This window comes from Echinicola marina (genome assembly GCF_020463795.1).
In the GTDB taxonomy this organism is placed as follows: domain Bacteria; phylum Bacteroidota; class Bacteroidia; order Cytophagales; family Cyclobacteriaceae; genus Echinicola; species Echinicola marina.
Genome location: NZ_CP080025.1, coordinates 4,246,942 through 4,264,047 on the forward strand (window position 1 = coordinate 4,246,942; position 17,106 = coordinate 4,264,047).

At 37.3% G+C, this 17,106-nt stretch carries 20 protein-coding genes and 1 pseudogene; 12 read left to right on the forward strand and 9 right to left on the reverse strand.

What is annotated here, in order from left to right; genetic code table 11:
* Positions 1–12: 12 nt before the first annotated feature.
* The 6 genes from KZP23_RS17140 to KZP23_RS17165 all read right to left on the reverse strand — a co-directional run bounded on the left by KZP23_RS17140 (position 13) and on the right by KZP23_RS17165 (position 5,923).
* Positions 13–1,191, reverse strand: a complete 1,179-nt coding sequence (locus tag KZP23_RS17140; RefSeq protein ID WP_226333009.1) for a lanthionine synthetase C family protein — start codon at positions 1,189–1,191, stop codon at positions 13–15.
* 11 nt (positions 1,192–1,202) lie between these two features.
* Positions 1,203–2,045 (reverse strand): hypothetical protein, encoded by an 843-nt coding sequence (locus KZP23_RS17145; protein ID WP_226333010.1) that lies wholly within the window; start codon positions 2,043–2,045, stop codon positions 1,203–1,205.
* A gap of 13 nt (positions 2,046–2,058) precedes the next feature.
* Positions 2,059–3,072, reverse strand: coding sequence for a glycosyltransferase family 2 protein (locus KZP23_RS17150; RefSeq protein WP_317198006.1), 1,014 nt, complete (start codon positions 3,070–3,072; stop codon positions 2,059–2,061).
* Positions 3,053–4,345 (reverse strand): erythromycin esterase family protein, encoded by a 1,293-nt coding sequence (locus KZP23_RS17155; protein ID WP_226333013.1) that lies wholly within the window; start codon positions 4,343–4,345, stop codon positions 3,053–3,055. The genes KZP23_RS17150 and KZP23_RS17155 overlap by 20 nt, the downstream gene beginning before the upstream one ends.
* A gap of 25 nt (positions 4,346–4,370) precedes the next feature.
* On the reverse strand, positions 4,371–5,570 hold the full coding sequence (locus tag KZP23_RS17160) for a lanthionine synthetase C family protein (protein ID WP_226333014.1): 1,200 nt from the start codon (positions 5,568–5,570) through the stop codon (positions 4,371–4,373).
* An 83-nt stretch (positions 5,571–5,653) separates the two neighbouring features.
* Positions 5,654–5,923 carry a class I lanthipeptide gene (locus KZP23_RS17165; protein WP_226333015.1) on the reverse strand — a complete coding sequence of 90 codons (270 nt, stop codon included), beginning with the start codon at positions 5,921–5,923 and terminating at the stop codon, positions 5,654–5,656.
* A 272-nt stretch (positions 5,924–6,195) separates the two neighbouring features.
* Here KZP23_RS17165 and KZP23_RS23170 point away from each other — a divergent pair, with 272 nt between their 5' ends.
* From KZP23_RS23170 to KZP23_RS17185, 5 genes are all read left to right on the forward strand, one after another.
* Positions 6,196–6,453, forward strand: coding sequence for a transposase (locus KZP23_RS23170; protein WP_394370984.1), 258 nt, complete (start codon positions 6,196–6,198; stop codon positions 6,451–6,453).
* Positions 6,410–6,619: a transposase gene (locus KZP23_RS23060; RefSeq protein WP_262904701.1), complete on the forward strand. Its 210-nt coding sequence runs from the start codon at positions 6,410–6,412 to the stop codon at positions 6,617–6,619. The genes KZP23_RS23170 and KZP23_RS23060 overlap by 44 nt, the downstream gene beginning before the upstream one ends.
* A gap of 1,531 nt (positions 6,620–8,150) precedes the next feature.
* Positions 8,151–10,094: an RHS repeat-associated core domain-containing protein gene (locus KZP23_RS17175; protein WP_226333016.1), complete on the forward strand. Its 1,944-nt coding sequence runs from the start codon at positions 8,151–8,153 to the stop codon at positions 10,092–10,094.
* Between the two features lie 53 nt (positions 10,095–10,147).
* Positions 10,148–10,390, forward strand: a complete 243-nt coding sequence (locus KZP23_RS17180; protein WP_226333017.1) for a hypothetical protein — start codon at positions 10,148–10,150, stop codon at positions 10,388–10,390.
* 2 nt (positions 10,391–10,392) lie between these two features.
* Positions 10,393–10,968, forward strand: a complete 576-nt coding sequence (locus tag KZP23_RS17185) for a hypothetical protein (protein ID WP_226333018.1) — start codon at positions 10,393–10,395, stop codon at positions 10,966–10,968.
* A gap of 40 nt (positions 10,969–11,008) precedes the next feature.
* Here the strand turns inward: KZP23_RS17185 and KZP23_RS17190 are convergent, their stop codons facing one another.
* Positions 11,009–11,263 carry a DNA-binding protein gene (locus KZP23_RS17190; RefSeq protein ID WP_226333019.1) on the reverse strand — a complete coding sequence of 85 codons (255 nt, stop codon included), beginning with the start codon at positions 11,261–11,263 and terminating at the stop codon, positions 11,009–11,011.
* A gap of 244 nt (positions 11,264–11,507) precedes the next feature.
* Here KZP23_RS17190 and KZP23_RS17195 point away from each other — a divergent pair, with 244 nt between their 5' ends.
* Genes KZP23_RS17195 through KZP23_RS23200 form a run of 5 tightly spaced genes read left to right on the forward strand, consistent with a single transcriptional unit; the run spans position 11,508 to position 15,377 of the window.
* Complete coding sequence (locus KZP23_RS17195; RefSeq protein ID WP_226333021.1) at positions 11,508–11,723, forward strand: hypothetical protein; 216 nt, start codon at positions 11,508–11,510, stop codon at positions 11,721–11,723.
* Positions 11,724–11,729: 6 nt separating this feature from the next.
* Complete coding sequence (locus tag KZP23_RS17200) at positions 11,730–12,107, forward strand: plasmid mobilization protein (protein WP_226333022.1); 378 nt, start codon at positions 11,730–11,732, stop codon at positions 12,105–12,107.
* Complete coding sequence (locus KZP23_RS17205) at positions 12,107–13,393, forward strand: relaxase/mobilization nuclease domain-containing protein (protein ID WP_226333023.1); 1,287 nt, start codon at positions 12,107–12,109, stop codon at positions 13,391–13,393. The genes KZP23_RS17200 and KZP23_RS17205 overlap by 1 nt, the downstream gene beginning before the upstream one ends.
* Positions 13,394–13,395: 2 nt before the next feature.
* The gene (locus KZP23_RS23195; RefSeq protein ID WP_449506046.1) at positions 13,396–14,205 is read left to right on the forward strand and encodes a YWFCY domain-containing protein; all 810 of its coding nucleotides are present in this window, start codon (positions 13,396–13,398) and stop codon (positions 14,203–14,205) included.
* The gene (locus KZP23_RS23200; RefSeq protein ID WP_449506052.1) at positions 14,202–15,377 is read left to right on the forward strand and encodes a type IV secretory system conjugative DNA transfer family protein; all 1,176 of its coding nucleotides are present in this window, start codon (positions 14,202–14,204) and stop codon (positions 15,375–15,377) included. The genes KZP23_RS23195 and KZP23_RS23200 overlap by 4 nt, the downstream gene beginning before the upstream one ends.
* A gap of 3 nt (positions 15,378–15,380) precedes the next feature.
* On the opposite strand, the gene KZP23_RS17215 is transcribed toward KZP23_RS23200, so the two are convergent.
* Both KZP23_RS17215 and KZP23_RS17220 read right to left on the reverse strand, forming a co-directional pair.
* On the reverse strand, positions 15,381–15,563 hold the full coding sequence (locus tag KZP23_RS17215; RefSeq protein ID WP_226333025.1) for a hypothetical protein: 183 nt from the start codon (positions 15,561–15,563) through the stop codon (positions 15,381–15,383).
* On the reverse strand, positions 15,550–16,128 hold the full coding sequence (locus KZP23_RS17220) for a zeta toxin family protein (RefSeq protein ID WP_226333026.1): 579 nt from the start codon (positions 16,126–16,128) through the stop codon (positions 15,550–15,552). Before KZP23_RS17220 ends, KZP23_RS17215 begins: the two co-directional genes overlap by 14 nt.
* A gap of 223 nt (positions 16,129–16,351) precedes the next feature.
* Here KZP23_RS17220 and KZP23_RS17225 point away from each other — a divergent pair, with 223 nt between their 5' ends.
* Both KZP23_RS17225 and KZP23_RS23065 read left to right on the forward strand, forming a co-directional pair.
* The gene (locus KZP23_RS17225) at positions 16,352–16,702 is read left to right on the forward strand and encodes an ArdC-like ssDNA-binding domain-containing protein (RefSeq protein ID WP_226333028.1); all 351 of its coding nucleotides are present in this window, start codon (positions 16,352–16,354) and stop codon (positions 16,700–16,702) included.
* A gap of 213 nt (positions 16,703–16,915) precedes the next feature.
* A pseudogene (locus tag KZP23_RS23065) lies at positions 16,916–17,104 on the forward strand (zincin-like metallopeptidase domain-containing protein); the annotation flags it as partial.
* Between the last annotated feature and the right edge of the window lie 2 nt (positions 17,105–17,106).

A 17,106-nucleotide genomic window follows, 5' to 3' on the forward strand; every position in this document is an offset into this window, starting at 1 on the left:
TATAGATAAAATTTATGACAATAAAAGTGAGGAGTCCCATGATTGATTTTTACTAAGTCTACCAAGTAGTCCTAATCCAACCCCAGCGGTTCCCTCCAAATAACCATAATTTATTTCCGGAACTTCAGTCCTTGGATCAAGTATAAAGTGATAGTTTTCATCTTGTTTTCTCATTTTTAAGCCTACTCTGTACCAGTAATTTGAGCAGGTAAGTAAATCTGGATCTGGATAACTCAAATATGATTTATAGAAAATATAAGCTATTCCAATTGCTCCATGACATAGACAAGCATCTTTTACTAAATTTTCCTCTGGAGAAAGTCTTTTTGTACTATGGAGGAAAATTTCAATAGCCGAATTTTTTAAATATTCAAATCCATCTATATTTGAAAGCTGCAGTAAAGCTGATCCAACGCTTAAGTCACCATAACACCAGGCTAATCGTGATTTTGAGCTATATTTATTTGGTGCAGTGGTATAGTGATAAAAACAACCATGTAAATCTGTAGATAGCTTGTTATTTAGAAGAAATTTAATTCCTCCATTTATCATTTCCTCTGCTTTCTTAGTATTAATTTTTTTTTCAATCGCCTTTCCTAGAAAAACTAAAATAGCAGGAATCCCATGAGACAATCCTAAGTTAATTGGCAGTATGTTGCCATTTTCCATATTTGCCCATGTCACATGCCCATTACTGTCGAAAATGGCATTTTTATATAGTTCATTAACAAGGAATGTAATAGCTTCTTTTATTTTGATATTTATTTTATCTTTACTTAAAAAATATATTCCTATTCCTATTGAACCATGTAAAAAATCGAAATTTTTTCTATTTGCTAATAACTTTAATTGTTCAATAATATAAGAATCCAATTCACCTAGTATATTTTCGGTATCTAATTTGTAAAAACCAAAAGTATTTATATGCTCAACTGTCCAAGCAAAACCTGATAGTCCGCTTGAAAATGTAAAGTTAAAATCATAATTAGAGAGGGCATTGTAACTTGCTTCAAGTTCAGATAATGCAAAATCTAAATATTTTCGATCTTGGGTGTGTCTATAATAATAAATAAAAAAAATAATTAATCCAGATTTTCCTCCCATTAATCCAATTTCATTTTCCTTGTATTTATGGGTAATTAACTGATTTTTTATAATTACTAATTCTTGTTCTAAAATAGAATTCTTCATTTTAATAATCTCTAAAGTTTAACTTCAAGCATATGGAATTTAACAATTAATAATGCCCTTATAAAGTAAAGTACTGAAATAGAGCATTGATTGAGGATAATATCGTATAAGTTGAATTTGTTTATTTTAAAATGGTCGGTTTCAAATAAGTCATTAATGGCCTGTTTTAATTCCAATTTTAGATTGTTTTCTTTCTGGATTAGTATTTGTTCAATGTCCTCATCAAAATTTTTAAGGACTTTTGTAGTATCTAAATATAATTCATTATAATCATCCTTTTGAATATTGTACTGGGTAATAAAATGATTTAGCAATTCTAGAATATGGGTTTCTAACTCGTTACTATTTTCTTCTTTCATTAACAATTTAAAGTGTTTTTCAAAAAATAAAATTAAAAAGAATATATCAGCATCATCGTCTTCTACTTTGTCTTGTAATAACTTAAAACTAATTAAACTTATATTAGTAAATTGTTTAAAAGCACTTAAATCACGATTATATCCGTAAAAAGGAAGATTTACACCTTCCACTAATTCAATTTGGTTATTTTGGAATTCCATGAAAAGACTTTTTTTCGGAATTAAATTTGATTTTAATAATGAGGGGCTTTTTAAAAGATATTTTTTTATTTCACTTTCAAACTCTAACACGAATTTTTTATTTGAAGTGGATTTGAATTGAAAAGATATTAATACATTATCACCTTTGTGTTTACTCCTGATAAAGGAAAAATTTATCTCTTTTCTGGATTTAATTAATTTATAATACGTATTCACTAAAAAGTCTAAAATTAAATAATCCATTCGTTTTGGATCATAGTAGATAGCATAACTTAATACATTTTTTGTATTCATGATAAAATATTTGTTAGAATTCGAGTTCACCAAATGAGAATCTGTTTACGCTTTTGAGACCCTCTTTATTATTCTTTAATAGTTTGCTGTAATTCCAAATAAGGGAATATTTTCGTTTAACCTCTTCTAGGAAATTATTATCTGAGATTTTGTAAAAAGTATTTTCACTGTTGGAAATAGTGCTAGAATCACATATATTAAAAATTTTATCACCAAAGGAAATTTTTCGATTTGATTTATTATATAAACCCTTTTGAGAAAATTCTTCCAAAATTCCAGGTAAGGAATCTGTGAAATCTTTTCCATTTGAAAGAATTCTGAATTTTTCAAATGTATAGTCCTTAAATGTATAGATTATATCAGATTCTTTAGGAGTTATATATCTGATATATATATCATTAATATTTGTAAATGGTTTATAATTTGAATATCTAATATCAGATTCATGTTCAATAGTTTTTAAATATTTGGAATTAGTTAAAAAAAATTTCTTTCTACTGATTAACTCTAGCCTATTATAAAAATCAATATCTTCCCACCCATAACCTTTCATTTCTTCGTCATATCCCCTAACTTTTAAAAAATCATCCTTCAAAACACAGACCCTGCCAAGAATACTAGTTGTTCCTCCATTGTTTTTTGGGACAACAAAGACATCCTTGTTAGTATTGAAAACTTGATTGATATAGCTTGCAAAACTAACTCCCGTATAATTATCTGCATCAACATTGCAAATAATATCTCCGGTTGCATATTTAGCAACAATATTTTTAGCATGGCTCATGTGGAAATATTTAGGGGAATCAGTCTTTATGTACTTTATTTTTCCAGAATTGAGATAGGTTCTCATATCTTGATGAATCCATGTATCTAGATCATCAGACGAATTATAATTCAAAACAACAAAATCAACATTATCATAATCAGAATTATCTTTTATGTTTTTTGATAGAGTTTTTTTTAAGTGATGAGTTCTATTCATACAGGTTGTACAAATTGAGATTTTGCTATTTTTCATTATTACCATTTATTGTATTACACGGGTACATATTTTTTATATAAAAAATGCCGTCAAACATTTTAAACCAACTTGCTAGAACGGGTTTATGAACCATAGCTTTCATAAAAAATGCCTTTTCAGAATTTTTCTTTCTGCCTTTTTTAAAATCTAAATAGCCATAATCACTACCTTCATTATATACTAATGATTCAAAATGATTTAATGTAGGCTCAGGAATTGTATAGGCTTCTGATAAAATTCTCCCACCTCGTCCTTCATAGGATGTAAAGCCTAATACAAATAGTTTATCTTTAAGTTTTTCATAGATATAGCTTCCGGTATTAATTGTATCAGCATTATTTGTGAACTGAGAGTATTTATTTAATTGTTTGAACTCCTTAATAATATGAAAATTAGAACTCCAAAAAATAATTTTTTTCCCTTTATATTTATGTTTGATCAACCACAATAAATTGTTTCCCATTTGAATATCCCGAATATTATTGCTTTTAAGGGTGTCAAGTGAATTACGTACAAACCCTTCTAAATTATTAAGTTCTTGGTACCAAAAAGAGTTAGACTCTATTTCTTCTTTGAATTTGTTAATCAATCCAAACAATTTTTTTTGGTCTGTAGCCTTTATTTTTATATTATATTCATTTTCAATTGTATTCTTAATTGTGTTAAGAAAGAAGCTCCTTTGGGAACTATCTATCTTGTGAATTCTTTCATCCAGGAAATCTGTTAACTCATGCAAATAATTATTCTTTGAATATTTTAATGAATGTCTTGGATCAGCTCCTGCGATTTGTAATGGTCTTTTGGTATTAGATTTTTGATCAATGTATTTAAAAAGGGCATTACACTCTTTACATTCAGTCCATATCGGGTAGATGTTTTCTATATACTCCCCTCCTTTTGAATTTCTTTTAAGGTCTTTCTCCCATGCATTATTCAATCCATAAAAATCACTCTCAAATACTATTACATCAAACCCCATTTCCTCATATAGAAATTTCACTATTCTAGTTTTGGCTAGCATGGTCGGACCGTCACCATGATCTTGCTCACCTAAAAATACTATATCTGATTTTCCTATTGATTGCTTCAAAAAAATTAAGTCATCAAAGCTTTCTGCCATCGGATCTATAGAATCAATAACTATATAATTGTTGGAAATGAATTCTTTAATATTTTTATCGATGGGAAATAAGAATTTCAAAAGAAAATAATTATAAAAGGCTAATGATAAAATTATAAATGAAATTACTCCAATTATCCATTTTTTATATTTATTCATAAATAATATAATATATTTTTAAATATTAACATAATATAAGTTCTGTCCAGCTATTACATGATTGATCAGGGTTCAATTTGCTAATATAAGTTAATCCAATACCGGCCAATCCATCAAGAACTCCAGGCTTATAGCTCCATCTTTTTGTAAGTTGGGACTCTAAAAATCGATATCTGCTGTATGAATCATCTAATATTCTTAAGTCCAAAGTTTTATTAATCCAAAAATTTGAGCTATCATTAAATTCCTTAATTCCACTTTCATTGTAAAGTTTGTTGAAAATGATGGCTAAACCGGAAGTACCATGGCATAGACAACCATCATTTATATAGTTTGTCTTCATGTCCCTTCTTTGTGATGAGAAAAGAAATAATTCTAACAAAAAAGGCTTTACATACTCAAAGTCGCTTTTTTTAGTTACTTCCCAGAGGGAAAGGCCTACACTTAAATCTCCATAGCACCATGCCAGTCTAGAAGAATCCTTATATTTATCAAATGGCAGTGAATGCGGGAAATAAAATCCAAAATGGCTATGGTCCAAGGAATTATTTAAAAGAAATTTAGTTCCTCCTGAAAGTAGTTTTTTTACCTTATCTTTTTCTAGCCCTCTGTCTAATATATTACTTAGTATGAAAATAATAGCAGGTATCCCATGTGCTATTCCTAAATTATACATCTCATCTTCTTGTCTATTACGGTTTTGCCAATTTTTCCACGAAACTACCTCATTATTAGTCTCACTATAAAAATATAAGGACTGGACAATTAATGAAAGGGCATTACTTGTCAACTCGTTTTCCCTTCTCTTAAGGAAATATAAACCCAGACCTAGCGCTCCATGTAAAAAGTCAAAATTTCCAATTTCACACATTTTTTTTAATTCAAGAAATAGAATTTCATCAAATTCTTCTAATAAAATGTCTGAGTTTAGGCCCATTAACTCATTTTTACTAATATATTCTATAAGCCATCCTATACCTGCTATTCCATTTGCAAAACTATAATCCAACTCTTCTTGTTCCACATAATCCAGCACTTCACAAAGCATGTTATAACACTGTTCTAAATGCTCTGTTTTACCGTATAATTTATAATAATTAATATGGAATAGAATTATTCCACTCTTACCCCCCATTAAACCGATATTCGAATTTTTGTGAAAATCCTTATTTAATAGGTTATAGATATAATCGATCTCGTTAATCAATATATTTTTTTTATTCAATTTCAAACTATTTATATTAACAAAAAAGATAAAATTAATAACTAATAATGAAGGAAGGGGAGCTCCCCTTCCTTTTACTCAACTTATCCTCCACATAAGCATATACTTCCTTTAGAATAATCACAGTTTCTCGACTGTTCACAACCTGATTGAACGTTTGTATTATTACCTGTAGTACAATTTACTGTACAATCTTGATAAGTACAGTTCCATGCTGTTTGAAGCGGTCCACAGCCATCTGTACAGCCATCTGTAAATGCACCACCTTGAATTTGACTCATTTCATTTCTACCCAGCTTTGCTATTGTTTTTTTTCCTAAGCTGAGTTTTCTGTTTAACTTGTTGTTTTTCATTTTTATTAAAATTAATTTTTGAAAATAAACTTGATAGTAGCTAACGACTATCGTTTTAAAATATCTAGAATTAAACAATTGCGCAATCTCTGTGAATTTAAAAATTAATTTTTCAATTTCAACTTAATTTTTAATAATTAACTTATTTTTAATGATTTTAATCTAAAGAATTCCTCGACGCTCTGCGTCGGGGTAAGCTGAAAAATTTGAAAAACAAAGAGTTTTTCAAGACACTTTGAAAAAGAGTACTTTCGCTAAATGGGAGATCATATATTAAGCGACATAATAAAACGCTATTACTATATCATTTAGTGTTTCCTTTAAAGTATAGGAAATCAGTAATAACCGATGAAGTAGGAGAAGGTTTGAAACAGATATGTTTGGGAATTTCAGAACGCTATGAGATTCATTTTGTCGAGATCGGTCATGAACCAGATCACGTTCTTTTTTTAGTTCATAAAGTGTCTCGAGCTATTCAATTTAAAAATGGCAAATATGTTAAAAAGTATAACGGGGAAGGAGTTGTTTAGACGGTTTCCAGATAGAAGGGTGAAATTATCTGGCGGAAAGTTCTGGACGAGTGGATATTCAGTTGGCCAATATGCAAACGAAGAGGTAATAAAAGCATATGTTAAAAATCAAGAAGTTGAGAAAGATTATAAAAAATTACCTGCAAATCAACTAACATTATTTTGATACCTCGGTGGCTCTGCCTCGGAGTGGTTCATTCGTTTTATTAAGTGATTTTATTTCTAAATTATTGATTGGTATTTTAGGGTCAAACTGCTAAGAGTGTAAAGGTGGTTTCATATTGGGAAACTCTTTTCAGTCAGCATAATTAGGCATTTTTGATTTGACAATATCTAGGCGGTGGCAGGAAAGCCTATAATGAAAGTTTATTGCTTTCTTTCTATAACTGTACTATTTGATCCTTCCGGTAAGGGTAGTGCGGCCCGGGATATTTTTTAGGGCCGTTCCGTTAGAATAACTGGTATTCACACTGACGACCAAGTGCCGATATATACTTTTTTTGAGGGCATAATCCCCTCATTTTTAACCCTTTCCTGAAAAGCTAAAAAGGAAAATCCAACTTAATCAAATATTGTAATAGTAAACCCTGGTTAAAAACAAGGGCTGATTCGTCAAAACCGGCTCCTAGTACCTCTATTGGATGCCCAAAATTTTAAAATCTACTTTTGATACAGCCTCAGAATCCTTATTGAAACATTACATTGTGAGGATAGTATTCACGTGAGTTGCAATTGAGAACCGGTATTCAAGTCCCGTTTTAACCTCTGGATATTTTCAAGATCAAGAAGTCAATATGCTCTGGAAAAGTCACACTAAATTAACATTCAAGTAGTGCACCGTGTATAAGGTAATGGATCACAATCCATTGTGCAATTGTGATAAGTACAGTTCCATGCTATTTGAAGCGGTGTGAACCATCCGCTTCTTCAGAAGACAGGGATCGCGTTCCGGCAATCAGCAAGATGTAGTTTTGTATACAAAACCCTCTTTTCAGCCTCCGAAGTCGGTGGAAAGGTGCTCGGGACTCGCAGCCTTTTGATGGAGGGAAGCCTGGGCCATAATGGTTGAAATGTGTTGTGGCAGATCTGGGTAAAAAGTCAACTATACCCTTTAAATCAGGGGGGAAGAATTCAAATTATCTGTTATTTCTTTAAGGGTTTCATCGGTATCCACTCCACCTTGCTGCAAAGCTATGCCGGTCAAGAAAACGGTCAAGGGCAGGATAAATGCTTCCTGTCGTCAGCACCCTTGACCTTTATTCCTTCCCGTTATAAGGTGGCATCCAAGAGGAGTGAATGGTAAGGTATGGTCATTTTTTAAACTAGCTAAGAAATAAGGTATTTGTTAATTAGCGTCCTTATTTCCAAAAAGGTTGTTTTTACGATTTTTTAGATCATGTGTTATAATTCCTGCATCTTCTACAAATTGGTGTCCAATAGTTGGGCAAGCATTTTAAGCAGATATTTGTAGCGATCTTAAATGGTATTCAAAATCAGATATAAATCATAGTTAGGTGATAGAAATTGTCTTCTTATTTAATTAAAGTGAAATGCTATACGTCCTTATACAGTTTTTTGAGTTCATTTTTTATTTCAAATAGATATTTTGTGTTTGACATCAGCAAAAAGTGGACAGTTTAAGAGATGAAATTAAGATAGAGGTTTATTAACTTTATTCACCTCTAAAAAAGTCAGTAATGAGTAAAAAACAAAGTGCGAGTGCACTGATCAGTGAAATGGGTTTTGATGTACCTCTGATCACTTATGACTATAATGGTAATATAGAAAGCCTACAACGCTACGGCAACCATGCAGACTCGGTTAACCTCATCATAGATGACCTGACCTATATTTATGATGACGGAAACCAATTGGTGAAGGTGGATGATGGCTCAGGTCGGGAGAGCGGTTTCACGGATGGGGCTGACCAATCAGCGGAATACCTCTATGATGGCAATGGCAATATAGTAAAGGATGAAAACAAAGGAATAGACTCCATAGAGTACAATCACCTGAATTTGCCAATAAAAGTAACCTTTAGCCCTACGAAGTATATTGAGTATACTTATGATGCCTCGGGGACCAAGGTGTCGCAGAAAACAGTGGACGGAGGGGATACCAAGGTGGTTGATTATATAGCAGGATTCGTATATGAGGATAATAAGCTGCAATTTCTTCAACATGACGAAGGACGTGTGGTAGCACTGAGGGATGAGGAGGGTGATATAGAGGGTATAGAATACCAATACCATCTAAAGGACCATCTGGGAAATGTCAGGGCCACATTCAAGGGAGAGATACAGAAAGAAAAATATCTTGCCACGTTTGAACCGGAGGACCAGGATTACGAAAGCACCTACTTCAGCCGATATGGGGAGGTGACAAGGATCAATGCCGATATTTTCGACCACACCGATGATGGAACCGGGGATACTTACTCCATGCGTTTGAATGGTACTGGCAATGAGATAGAGGGACTTGCCAAGTCTCTTGCGGTAAAGCCAGGGGACTGGATAGATGCAGAAGTGTATGTCAAGTATTTGGATCCATCTACCACAGGGACTCCGGGGAGTCCCTGGGCCCAACTTATCCAGGATTTGGGCAATAATGCATCATCGGTAGTGGTCGACGGGGCATCGGCAGGCACGGAGCCTTTACTTTTTCAGGGCCTGATGGGCTATGAAGACGATGATTCTGATGGCCCCCAGGCCTACTTGAATATTTTGGTCTTTGATGAGCAATATAACCTGCTCTACTCAGCTTATGAGACAGTGACAGCAGAGGCGGAAGAAGATGGTACCGATAAAGACCATCTTTATATAAGTATCAGTTCGGTAACCATAGAAAAGCCAGGATTTGTGTATATTTACCTATCCAATGAGAGTTCTTCTCCCATTGAAGTGTTCTTTGACGATTTCAAGATTACCTATAAGAACAGCCCAGTCGTACAGAAGGATGATTATTATCCCTTTGGCCTGTCTTTTAACTCGTATACGAGGCCAAGTTCTGTTGGCCAGAAGTACCTCTACAACGGCAAGGAACTGCTGGACGATCTGAACCTGGGTCTGTACGACTACGGAGCTAGGATGTACATGCCGGATTTAGGCCGCTGGATGTCTGTGGACCCATTGGCAGATGCTCCTGAACAAATAGATAAGTCTCCTTATGCTGCATTCTGGAACAGCCCTATAAGATACAATGATCCGGATGGAAGATGTCCAAATTGCATTACAGGTCTGATCGGTGCAGGAATTGGGGCATTAGTTGGTGGGGGGATAGAAGTCGCTACACAGCTTTATAATAATGGTTCTGTTACAAATTGGAGTGCTGTTGGAGGTAGTGCTTTGCAAGGAGGGATTACCGGAGGTGCAGCAGGATTCACAGGCGGAGCGAGTTTAGTAGTTACAGCAGGAGTAGCGGGAACAGCAAATGCGGCGGGAGGTGCTGCAAACCGAGCAATACAAGGACAAGAAACAAACATTGGAGATGTTGCTCTTGATGCTACAATAGGTGGGGCACTTGGTGCAGGAGGTAAAGTGGTTGGAAATGCAGTTAGTGGAGCGGTAGATGATTTGTCAAATGCAGCCAAAGGGAAGTTGGGAGAAGCACTTACAAATGTAAAATATGGTGCAAAAGGATAGTAAATAGTGGTAAGGCAGTTGTTGAAACTGGTAAAAAAACAGCCACAGGAAGGGTGCAAGTCGCTAAGTATGACCACGCTTTTAAAAATCCTGTTACTGGTAAGCAATTGACTGTAGAAAGTAAGTTTAACACAAGTGGATTAACTGGAAATCAAAAAGCTGCTGCAGGAAATGTAACCACCCCTGGAGGTTTAATCATAAGTAATCCAACGAGTCAGCATGTTGGACTAGCTGCTGGAGCCGCAACTTCTGGTGCTGGAGCTGGTGTTGTCACCCAAAAAGAAAGAGATTACTAAAGATGGGATTGTTTTACAAAGTATGTGAAAAAGAGTTGCTTCTAATCCGGGATAGAATATTCCTTGACAAATGTTTACCAGCACTTAAAAAGAACGGATTTGGGAAATCGCCATTTTCTACAGCGTGGTTTGGGAAAAATAATTTAGGTGATTTTACTTATGAATTATGTAGAGTGCGAAAAGGTTCAATATTGGAAATTTTTGTAACACATATTTCAAAAGGAGATCAGTGGATAAAAGTATTTTTAAACATATTCAAACTATCACCAGATTTGAGATCTTTAGAGCAATTACAAGGAGTTGATGGTCTTCAATATCATTTGCCCCCAAACAGTTTGACAAAAATGCGATTGAGAAGCGATGATATAAAAGGAATGCCTCTTTTGGATTATCATTTTATGTTTGGAGGGCATAAAATACGGTCTTATCATACCAAGACAGGTTATGATAGGCAAATAAGAGAATTAAGCAAGCGAATCGAAAAAGACCTTGGCAATATTGACTTTTTTGTAGATAGATGGCATGAACTTCACGAGCTTAATTTGACGGACTGGGAGGGTAATCATATAAATCAATGAATTTGGAGAGCCTCTGAGAGATCGGAGGCTTTTTTAATGCCTAAAAATTAGCCTTACCATCCATTAGGTCTTTCATCCGTTTTTTGGTCAGCATCGAGTTGATGATTTTGATAAGGGCGTTTTTTTCTTCCTCGTCCAGTTGGTTAATGAGCATCAGTTGTTCGTTGAGTTCGTGATTTTGAAGCTCGACCACGCTGTTTTCACTATCGTTCAAAAGGTTGTCTGCACTTACGGTAAACACCTTCATTAATCGCTGTACAATATCGATAGAGGGCAGGAAATGCCTGTTTTCCATTGAAATCTTGTATTTAATATTACTAACCTTTTAGTTGACTATGGAAGGTTCTAACCTTTCTGATAGAGTCTGTTGCGATTGGGGAAGGTGAGGAAAAACAATAACGTTAGGGTGTAGGTATTTGTTGGAATAAAATTATAATTGAGGAATTCATGGTTGACTTTTTTACCCTACTGGGGTACAACTGGTGAATTTTTGTTTCAATGGTTTTTCAATTTGGTCATGAACCAAAATGGAAAATATCATGAATAATTTTCAATCTCAGTTCAGCTTTGGGCATATCGTACCGCCCCAACTCGAGGAAATCAAGACCTTCTTTTCAGAAATGGCCGTTCCGGTGGCTGAGGCGGAAGTGTTTTTTTACTATTACCAGTCTATGGGTTGGCATGCCGAAAGTGGGATGCCCATTCGCAATTGGAAGGAAGCAGCCGAGGAATGGTTGTATAACCTTGAAAACTGACCGGCCATGGGAAATAAACACAAAGCCCCTTTAATGCTAGTTCAGTCGAGGATTCCCTCTTCCCGATACCGGGAATTACTTGATCTGCTCACCAAGTCCCAAAACCCAACCATGAGCTCCCTGATCAGGGATGTCCTGTCCAATAAGACCATTGTCTGCAAAACGCATGATGAAACCTATGACCTGCTCATGGACAGGATTTTGTCCATCCAAATGGAAATCCATGCCATCGGAGTGAACATCAACCAGGTGACCCGCTATTTCAACAGTCTGGAAGATCCACTTAGAAAGAAGGTACTGGTCAAAAAGTTGGAGAAACTATTGACCGAAACAGGGATAAAGGTGGACGGTTTGGAAAAACTGGTCACGGAAAGTCTTCTCTGATGGTGGCGAAAATAAGCCTGGGAAGAAACATCCTTGGCCTGCTATACTATAATGAAGAAAAGGTACAGGAGGGAAAGGGGATTTTACTTTCTGCCAATGGTTTTGGTGCAAATGCAAAGGAAGGGAGCATTTCCGAAAAGCACAGGAGGTTCCGGTTCTTTACCGATCAAAACCAAAGGGCCAAGCTGAATGCCTTCCATGTCTCCCTGAACTTTTCGCCTAAAGAGTCATTGGACAAGGATCAGTTAAGGTTCATCGCCCAGGAATATATGCAGCGAATTGGCTTTGGAGCCCAGCCTTATCTGGTCTATGAGCACTTTGATGCAGGACACCAACACGTCCATATTGTTTCGACCAATATCACCACTGAGGGCAAGAGGATTGAAACGCATAACCTAGGAAGGGAAAAATCGGAGAAGGCCCGTAAGGAACTGGAAGTGGAGATAGGATTGGTCAAAGCAGCACAGCAAAAGGAACAAATACCCGCTCTCCGTCCATTGGAGAAGGTGGAATATGGAAAGAGGGAAAGCAAGGCGGCTATGAGCAATGTGATCACCGAGGTGATGAGAACCTACGCCTACGCTTCCCTGTCCGAGTTTTCTGCCATCCTCAAACAGTTCAATATTGGCTTGATTCAGGGGGAGGAGGGAAGCAAAATGAGGACCAATAAAGGTTTGGCCTATTCCATTCTGGATAAAGAAGGCAAGCGTATAGGTGTGCCCATCAAGGCAAGTGCTTTTTATGCACGGCCTACCATGGGCAGGTTGGAGAAAAGAATGGAACGCAATAGGAAGACCAAGGAAAAGTTGGTCCCAGGAGCAAGGAAGGTTTTTGGATCGATTCTGCAGGATTCAATGGGCAAGGGAAAGGCGCACTTTGAAAGGGCGCTTTATAAAAAGGGATTTGTAGCGGAATTCCATTATAGCAAAACAAGAGAGGTATTTGGCTTAAGCCTGATCGACCATCAAAACAGGGCTGTATTCAAAGCATCCGAGCTTTCACGAAATTGGAGCGGAAAGAAGGTCATCCAAATGGTGGAAGATCGAAATGGATTATTGGAAAGACCATCCATTACCAATCATTCAAGTGACTTTGTCATGGAGGATAGGAATACCAATGGAAAAAATCAAGACAGGCAGGAAGCCCCTGTCTGGAAAGTTGAGGGTATCCCTGTACTAATGGAATTTTTGTCCCTGCTGGAAAGCCTTGGGAGACCCGAAAGTCAGGAATTAAATGAACCTTTCGAACAAAGAAAGAAAAAACGCAAACGACGAAAATTGAATTGACCATGGCCACTGGAGAAAACCTGCAGGCACTTCGCCAGATACTCGATATGACACGGAAGATCAGCATCGCCATTATCCTGATCCATGCATATCTGGCAATGCCCCGACTGTTTGAAAGTTGGGGACTGGTCCAACCTCTTTGGGATAATTTACTACAAAACTTTTCGAAACTGCCCTTTTTGGGAATTCCACTCTATACCAAAGGGCTTTCCCTGGGACTATTATTGATCAGCCTGATGGGGGCCAAGGGAAAAAAAGATGTTCGGATCAGTTGGACAATGGCCATGGTAGCCATAATAGTAGGGGGAGGCCTACTGATGATGCCCAATTATTTTAGGGGATTTGTCATGGGCAAGCTGCTAGGGGATTATGTATATGCGAGCTTATTGGCAATGGGCTACCTATTGGTATTATGGGGAGGAGGGAGGCTTTCCAGATACCTGAAAGACCAAGGCAGTAAAGGGGTGTTCAATAAAGAAAATGAAACCTTTCCCCAAGAGGAGCGGAAGCTTGTCAATGAGTATTCGGTCAATCTTCCTGCGAAGTATCAACTGAAACGGAAAATACGGAAAAGCTGGATAAATATTATCAACCCTTTCCGTGCCCTTTTGGTGTTGGGAACACCTGGATCCGGGAAAAGTTATTTTGTGATCCGCCATGTGATTACCCAGCATATTGCCAAAGGCTTTTCCATGTTTGTCTATGACTTTAAATATGATGACTTATCTAGAATAGCCTATAATGCCCTGCTAAAATCAAAAGGAGCCTATCAGGTTTTCCCAAATTTTATACCATCAATTTTGATGACCTGAACCATAGCCACCGTTGTAACCCATTGGAGCCTTCAACCATGTTGGACATCACTGATGCCAGTGAATCTTCCCGTACCATTATGATGGGGCTCAATAGGGAGTGGATCAAAAAGCAAGGGGACTTCTTTGTAGAGTCGCCCATCAATTTTCTTACTGCAGTGATCTGGTTTCTCAAACGCTACAAAAATGGGAAATACTGCACCCTGCCCCATGTCATTGAAATGATGCAGACTGATTATGATAAGCTCTTCTCAGTGCTTCGTTGTGAGCCGGAAATAGAAGTGCTGATCAACCCCTTTGTATCGGCATACCTGCAAGGGGCATCAGATCAGCTGGAAGGACAGATTGCCAGTGCCAAGATAACCATGGCCAGGCTGTCCTCCCCACAACTTTATTATGTGCTTTCCGAAAGTGAGTTTACCCTGGATATCAACGATCCCGAAAAACCAAAAATAGTCTGTATGGGAAACAATCCACAGAAGCAACAAGTCTATGGAGCAGTATTGAGTTTGTATATTTCCAGGATTACCAAACTGGTCAACCAAAAGGGAAAACTAAAGTCCAGCCTGATTTTCGATGAGTTTCCGACTATATATTTCAATGGGATCGACAACCTGATCGCCACGGCCCGGAGCAATAAGGTGGCTACCTGTCTGGGGGTACAGGACTACAGCCAACTGAAAAAGGATTATGGCAGGGAACAGGCAGAGGTGATCATGAACACGGTAGGCAATATTGTTTCAGGTCAGGTATTGGGAGATACGGCCAAGCAGCTTTCCGACCGTTTTGGGAAGATCAGGCAGCATCGGCAAAGCCGATCGATCAACTCCAATGATACTTCGGTTAGCCATTCAACCCAACTGGATCTGGCCGTGCCCCAGTCCACCATTGCTTCTTTGTCCTCAGGGGAGTTTGTGGGATTGGTGGCCGATACTCCTGAGCAGCCCATGGAACTTAAGGGCTTTCATGCCAAAATCATCAATGACCATGAGCAAATTAGAAAGGAAGAAAGTGCCTATAAGGATATCCCCGTCTGTAGGAAACTGGGAGAAAAGGAGGTGATGGACAACTATAAAAAAATCAAAGCCGAGGTCAACGAGCTGATAGAATCGGAACTGGAAAGGATGATGGACAGCCCGGGACTAATGGGTTTGATTATCCAGAGGGGGTGATAGTTATTTGGATTTGTGAAGGTATTTTGTCGCTGGACTGGCTTCAAAGGGGTCCAACTCTATAATTTTTCCATCCTTGTATACTACCAAGGGACTGTTCTTTTGCTTTTTGAATTCAACCATCTTCTTGTAGGTTTCTTCCAATCCTTTAATGATTTTTTTTCTTGTATCGTCAGCCTTTTTCATGATAATTTAGTTTAAGGTTGTTCCAGATCTCAGAATCGTAAACGTTAAGCTTCCCTTCTGGGTTTTCTGCAATGATTTCATAGGGTTCCCCTGAATTGTTGATCAGGAACCATTGGTCTACTATGGGCAAATATAGGTTGAAAAAATTCTTTAATCCATTATCATACCTCCTTAAGATTACATTGTAAGGGATATTATGTCCACCCTCCAGCACCCTTACCCTCACTCGTTCAACTGCAAGTTGGGGAGAATGTAACCAAAAGAAAAGAAGGTAAACCTCAAAACCTTTTTCTTTAGCCTCTTTAATCAATTTGGTATAGCTCCTAGTGGAAAGGGTGGTTTCAAAAGCAAAACTTTCCCCTTCACCTATCAGACTTTTGATCCGGGTAAGCATCAATTTTCCAGCTTGTATACTGGCCTTTTCAGGGCGGAAAGGGGACAGCCCTTTAGCGATTTCATCTGCATTTACATATTCCTTACAATCTAGTATTTCTGGAAGTATAGTATAGGATGCTGTGGTTTTTCCAGCCCCATTACATCCAGCTATAATATATAATTTTTTCATTTGGGGTAAATATAATGTATGAGACCTAAAACAGCGATAATTTTTATTTCTTATTCAATTACCCAGCTAAGTTAGGCAGCCATGGCCCATACAGGACAAGGAACTTCTGCATAAAGCCATTGCTGTTTCCTTGGCTTGTTTATTCCGATCCTCCTTGCCTTTAATGTGCCCTGCTGCCTGGGGATGCTTCATAATTAAAATCATTCACCAAAACGATGTTATTATGAAGCGTTCAACAAAGCATTCCAGAAAAGATGTTTACCAGATTGTCAATGAAAGGATCATGTCCAGCCTTGAAAAGGGCATTATCCCTTGGAAGCAACCATGGTCGGTCATGGGACTGCCCAAAAACTACCAGTCCGGGAAAGTGTATAAAGGGATCAACCTTTGGCTACTGTTAAGCTGTGGCCATGGGAAGCCCTATTACCTGACCTTCAAACAAGCAGAAAGCTTGGGGGGAAAGATAAAGAAGGGCTCCAAATCCATCCCGATCGTTTACTGGAATTTTGTCTATCAGCATAAGGAGACAGGCAAAAAACTAACTGAACAAGAAGCTAGGAAACTGCCCAAGTGACTGGTGGACAGGCGTGCCTTTCTGAAATATTATAATGTGTTCAATATCGCTGATGTGGAAGGGGTGGGTTGGGAGCTGCCAGAAACCAGTTCTAAACAACCCTTCAAACCGATCAAGGTCTGTGAGGATTTATTGGGAAAAGTGCCTGATATGCCAGAAATAAGATATGAAAGGGCACAGGCCTATTATTATCCGAAAAAGGATTATATCAATATGCCCGATAAGGAACTGTTCAGCAATGAAGGGCATTATTACCAGACGCTTTTCCATGAGCTGGTACATTCAACCGGCCACCAGAAAAGGCTTAACCGTAAGGAACTATGGGATGTATCTGATAAGGATAAGAATGCTTATAGCAAGGAAGAACTGACCGCTGAAATGGGCGCCAGTTACCTGAGCAATCT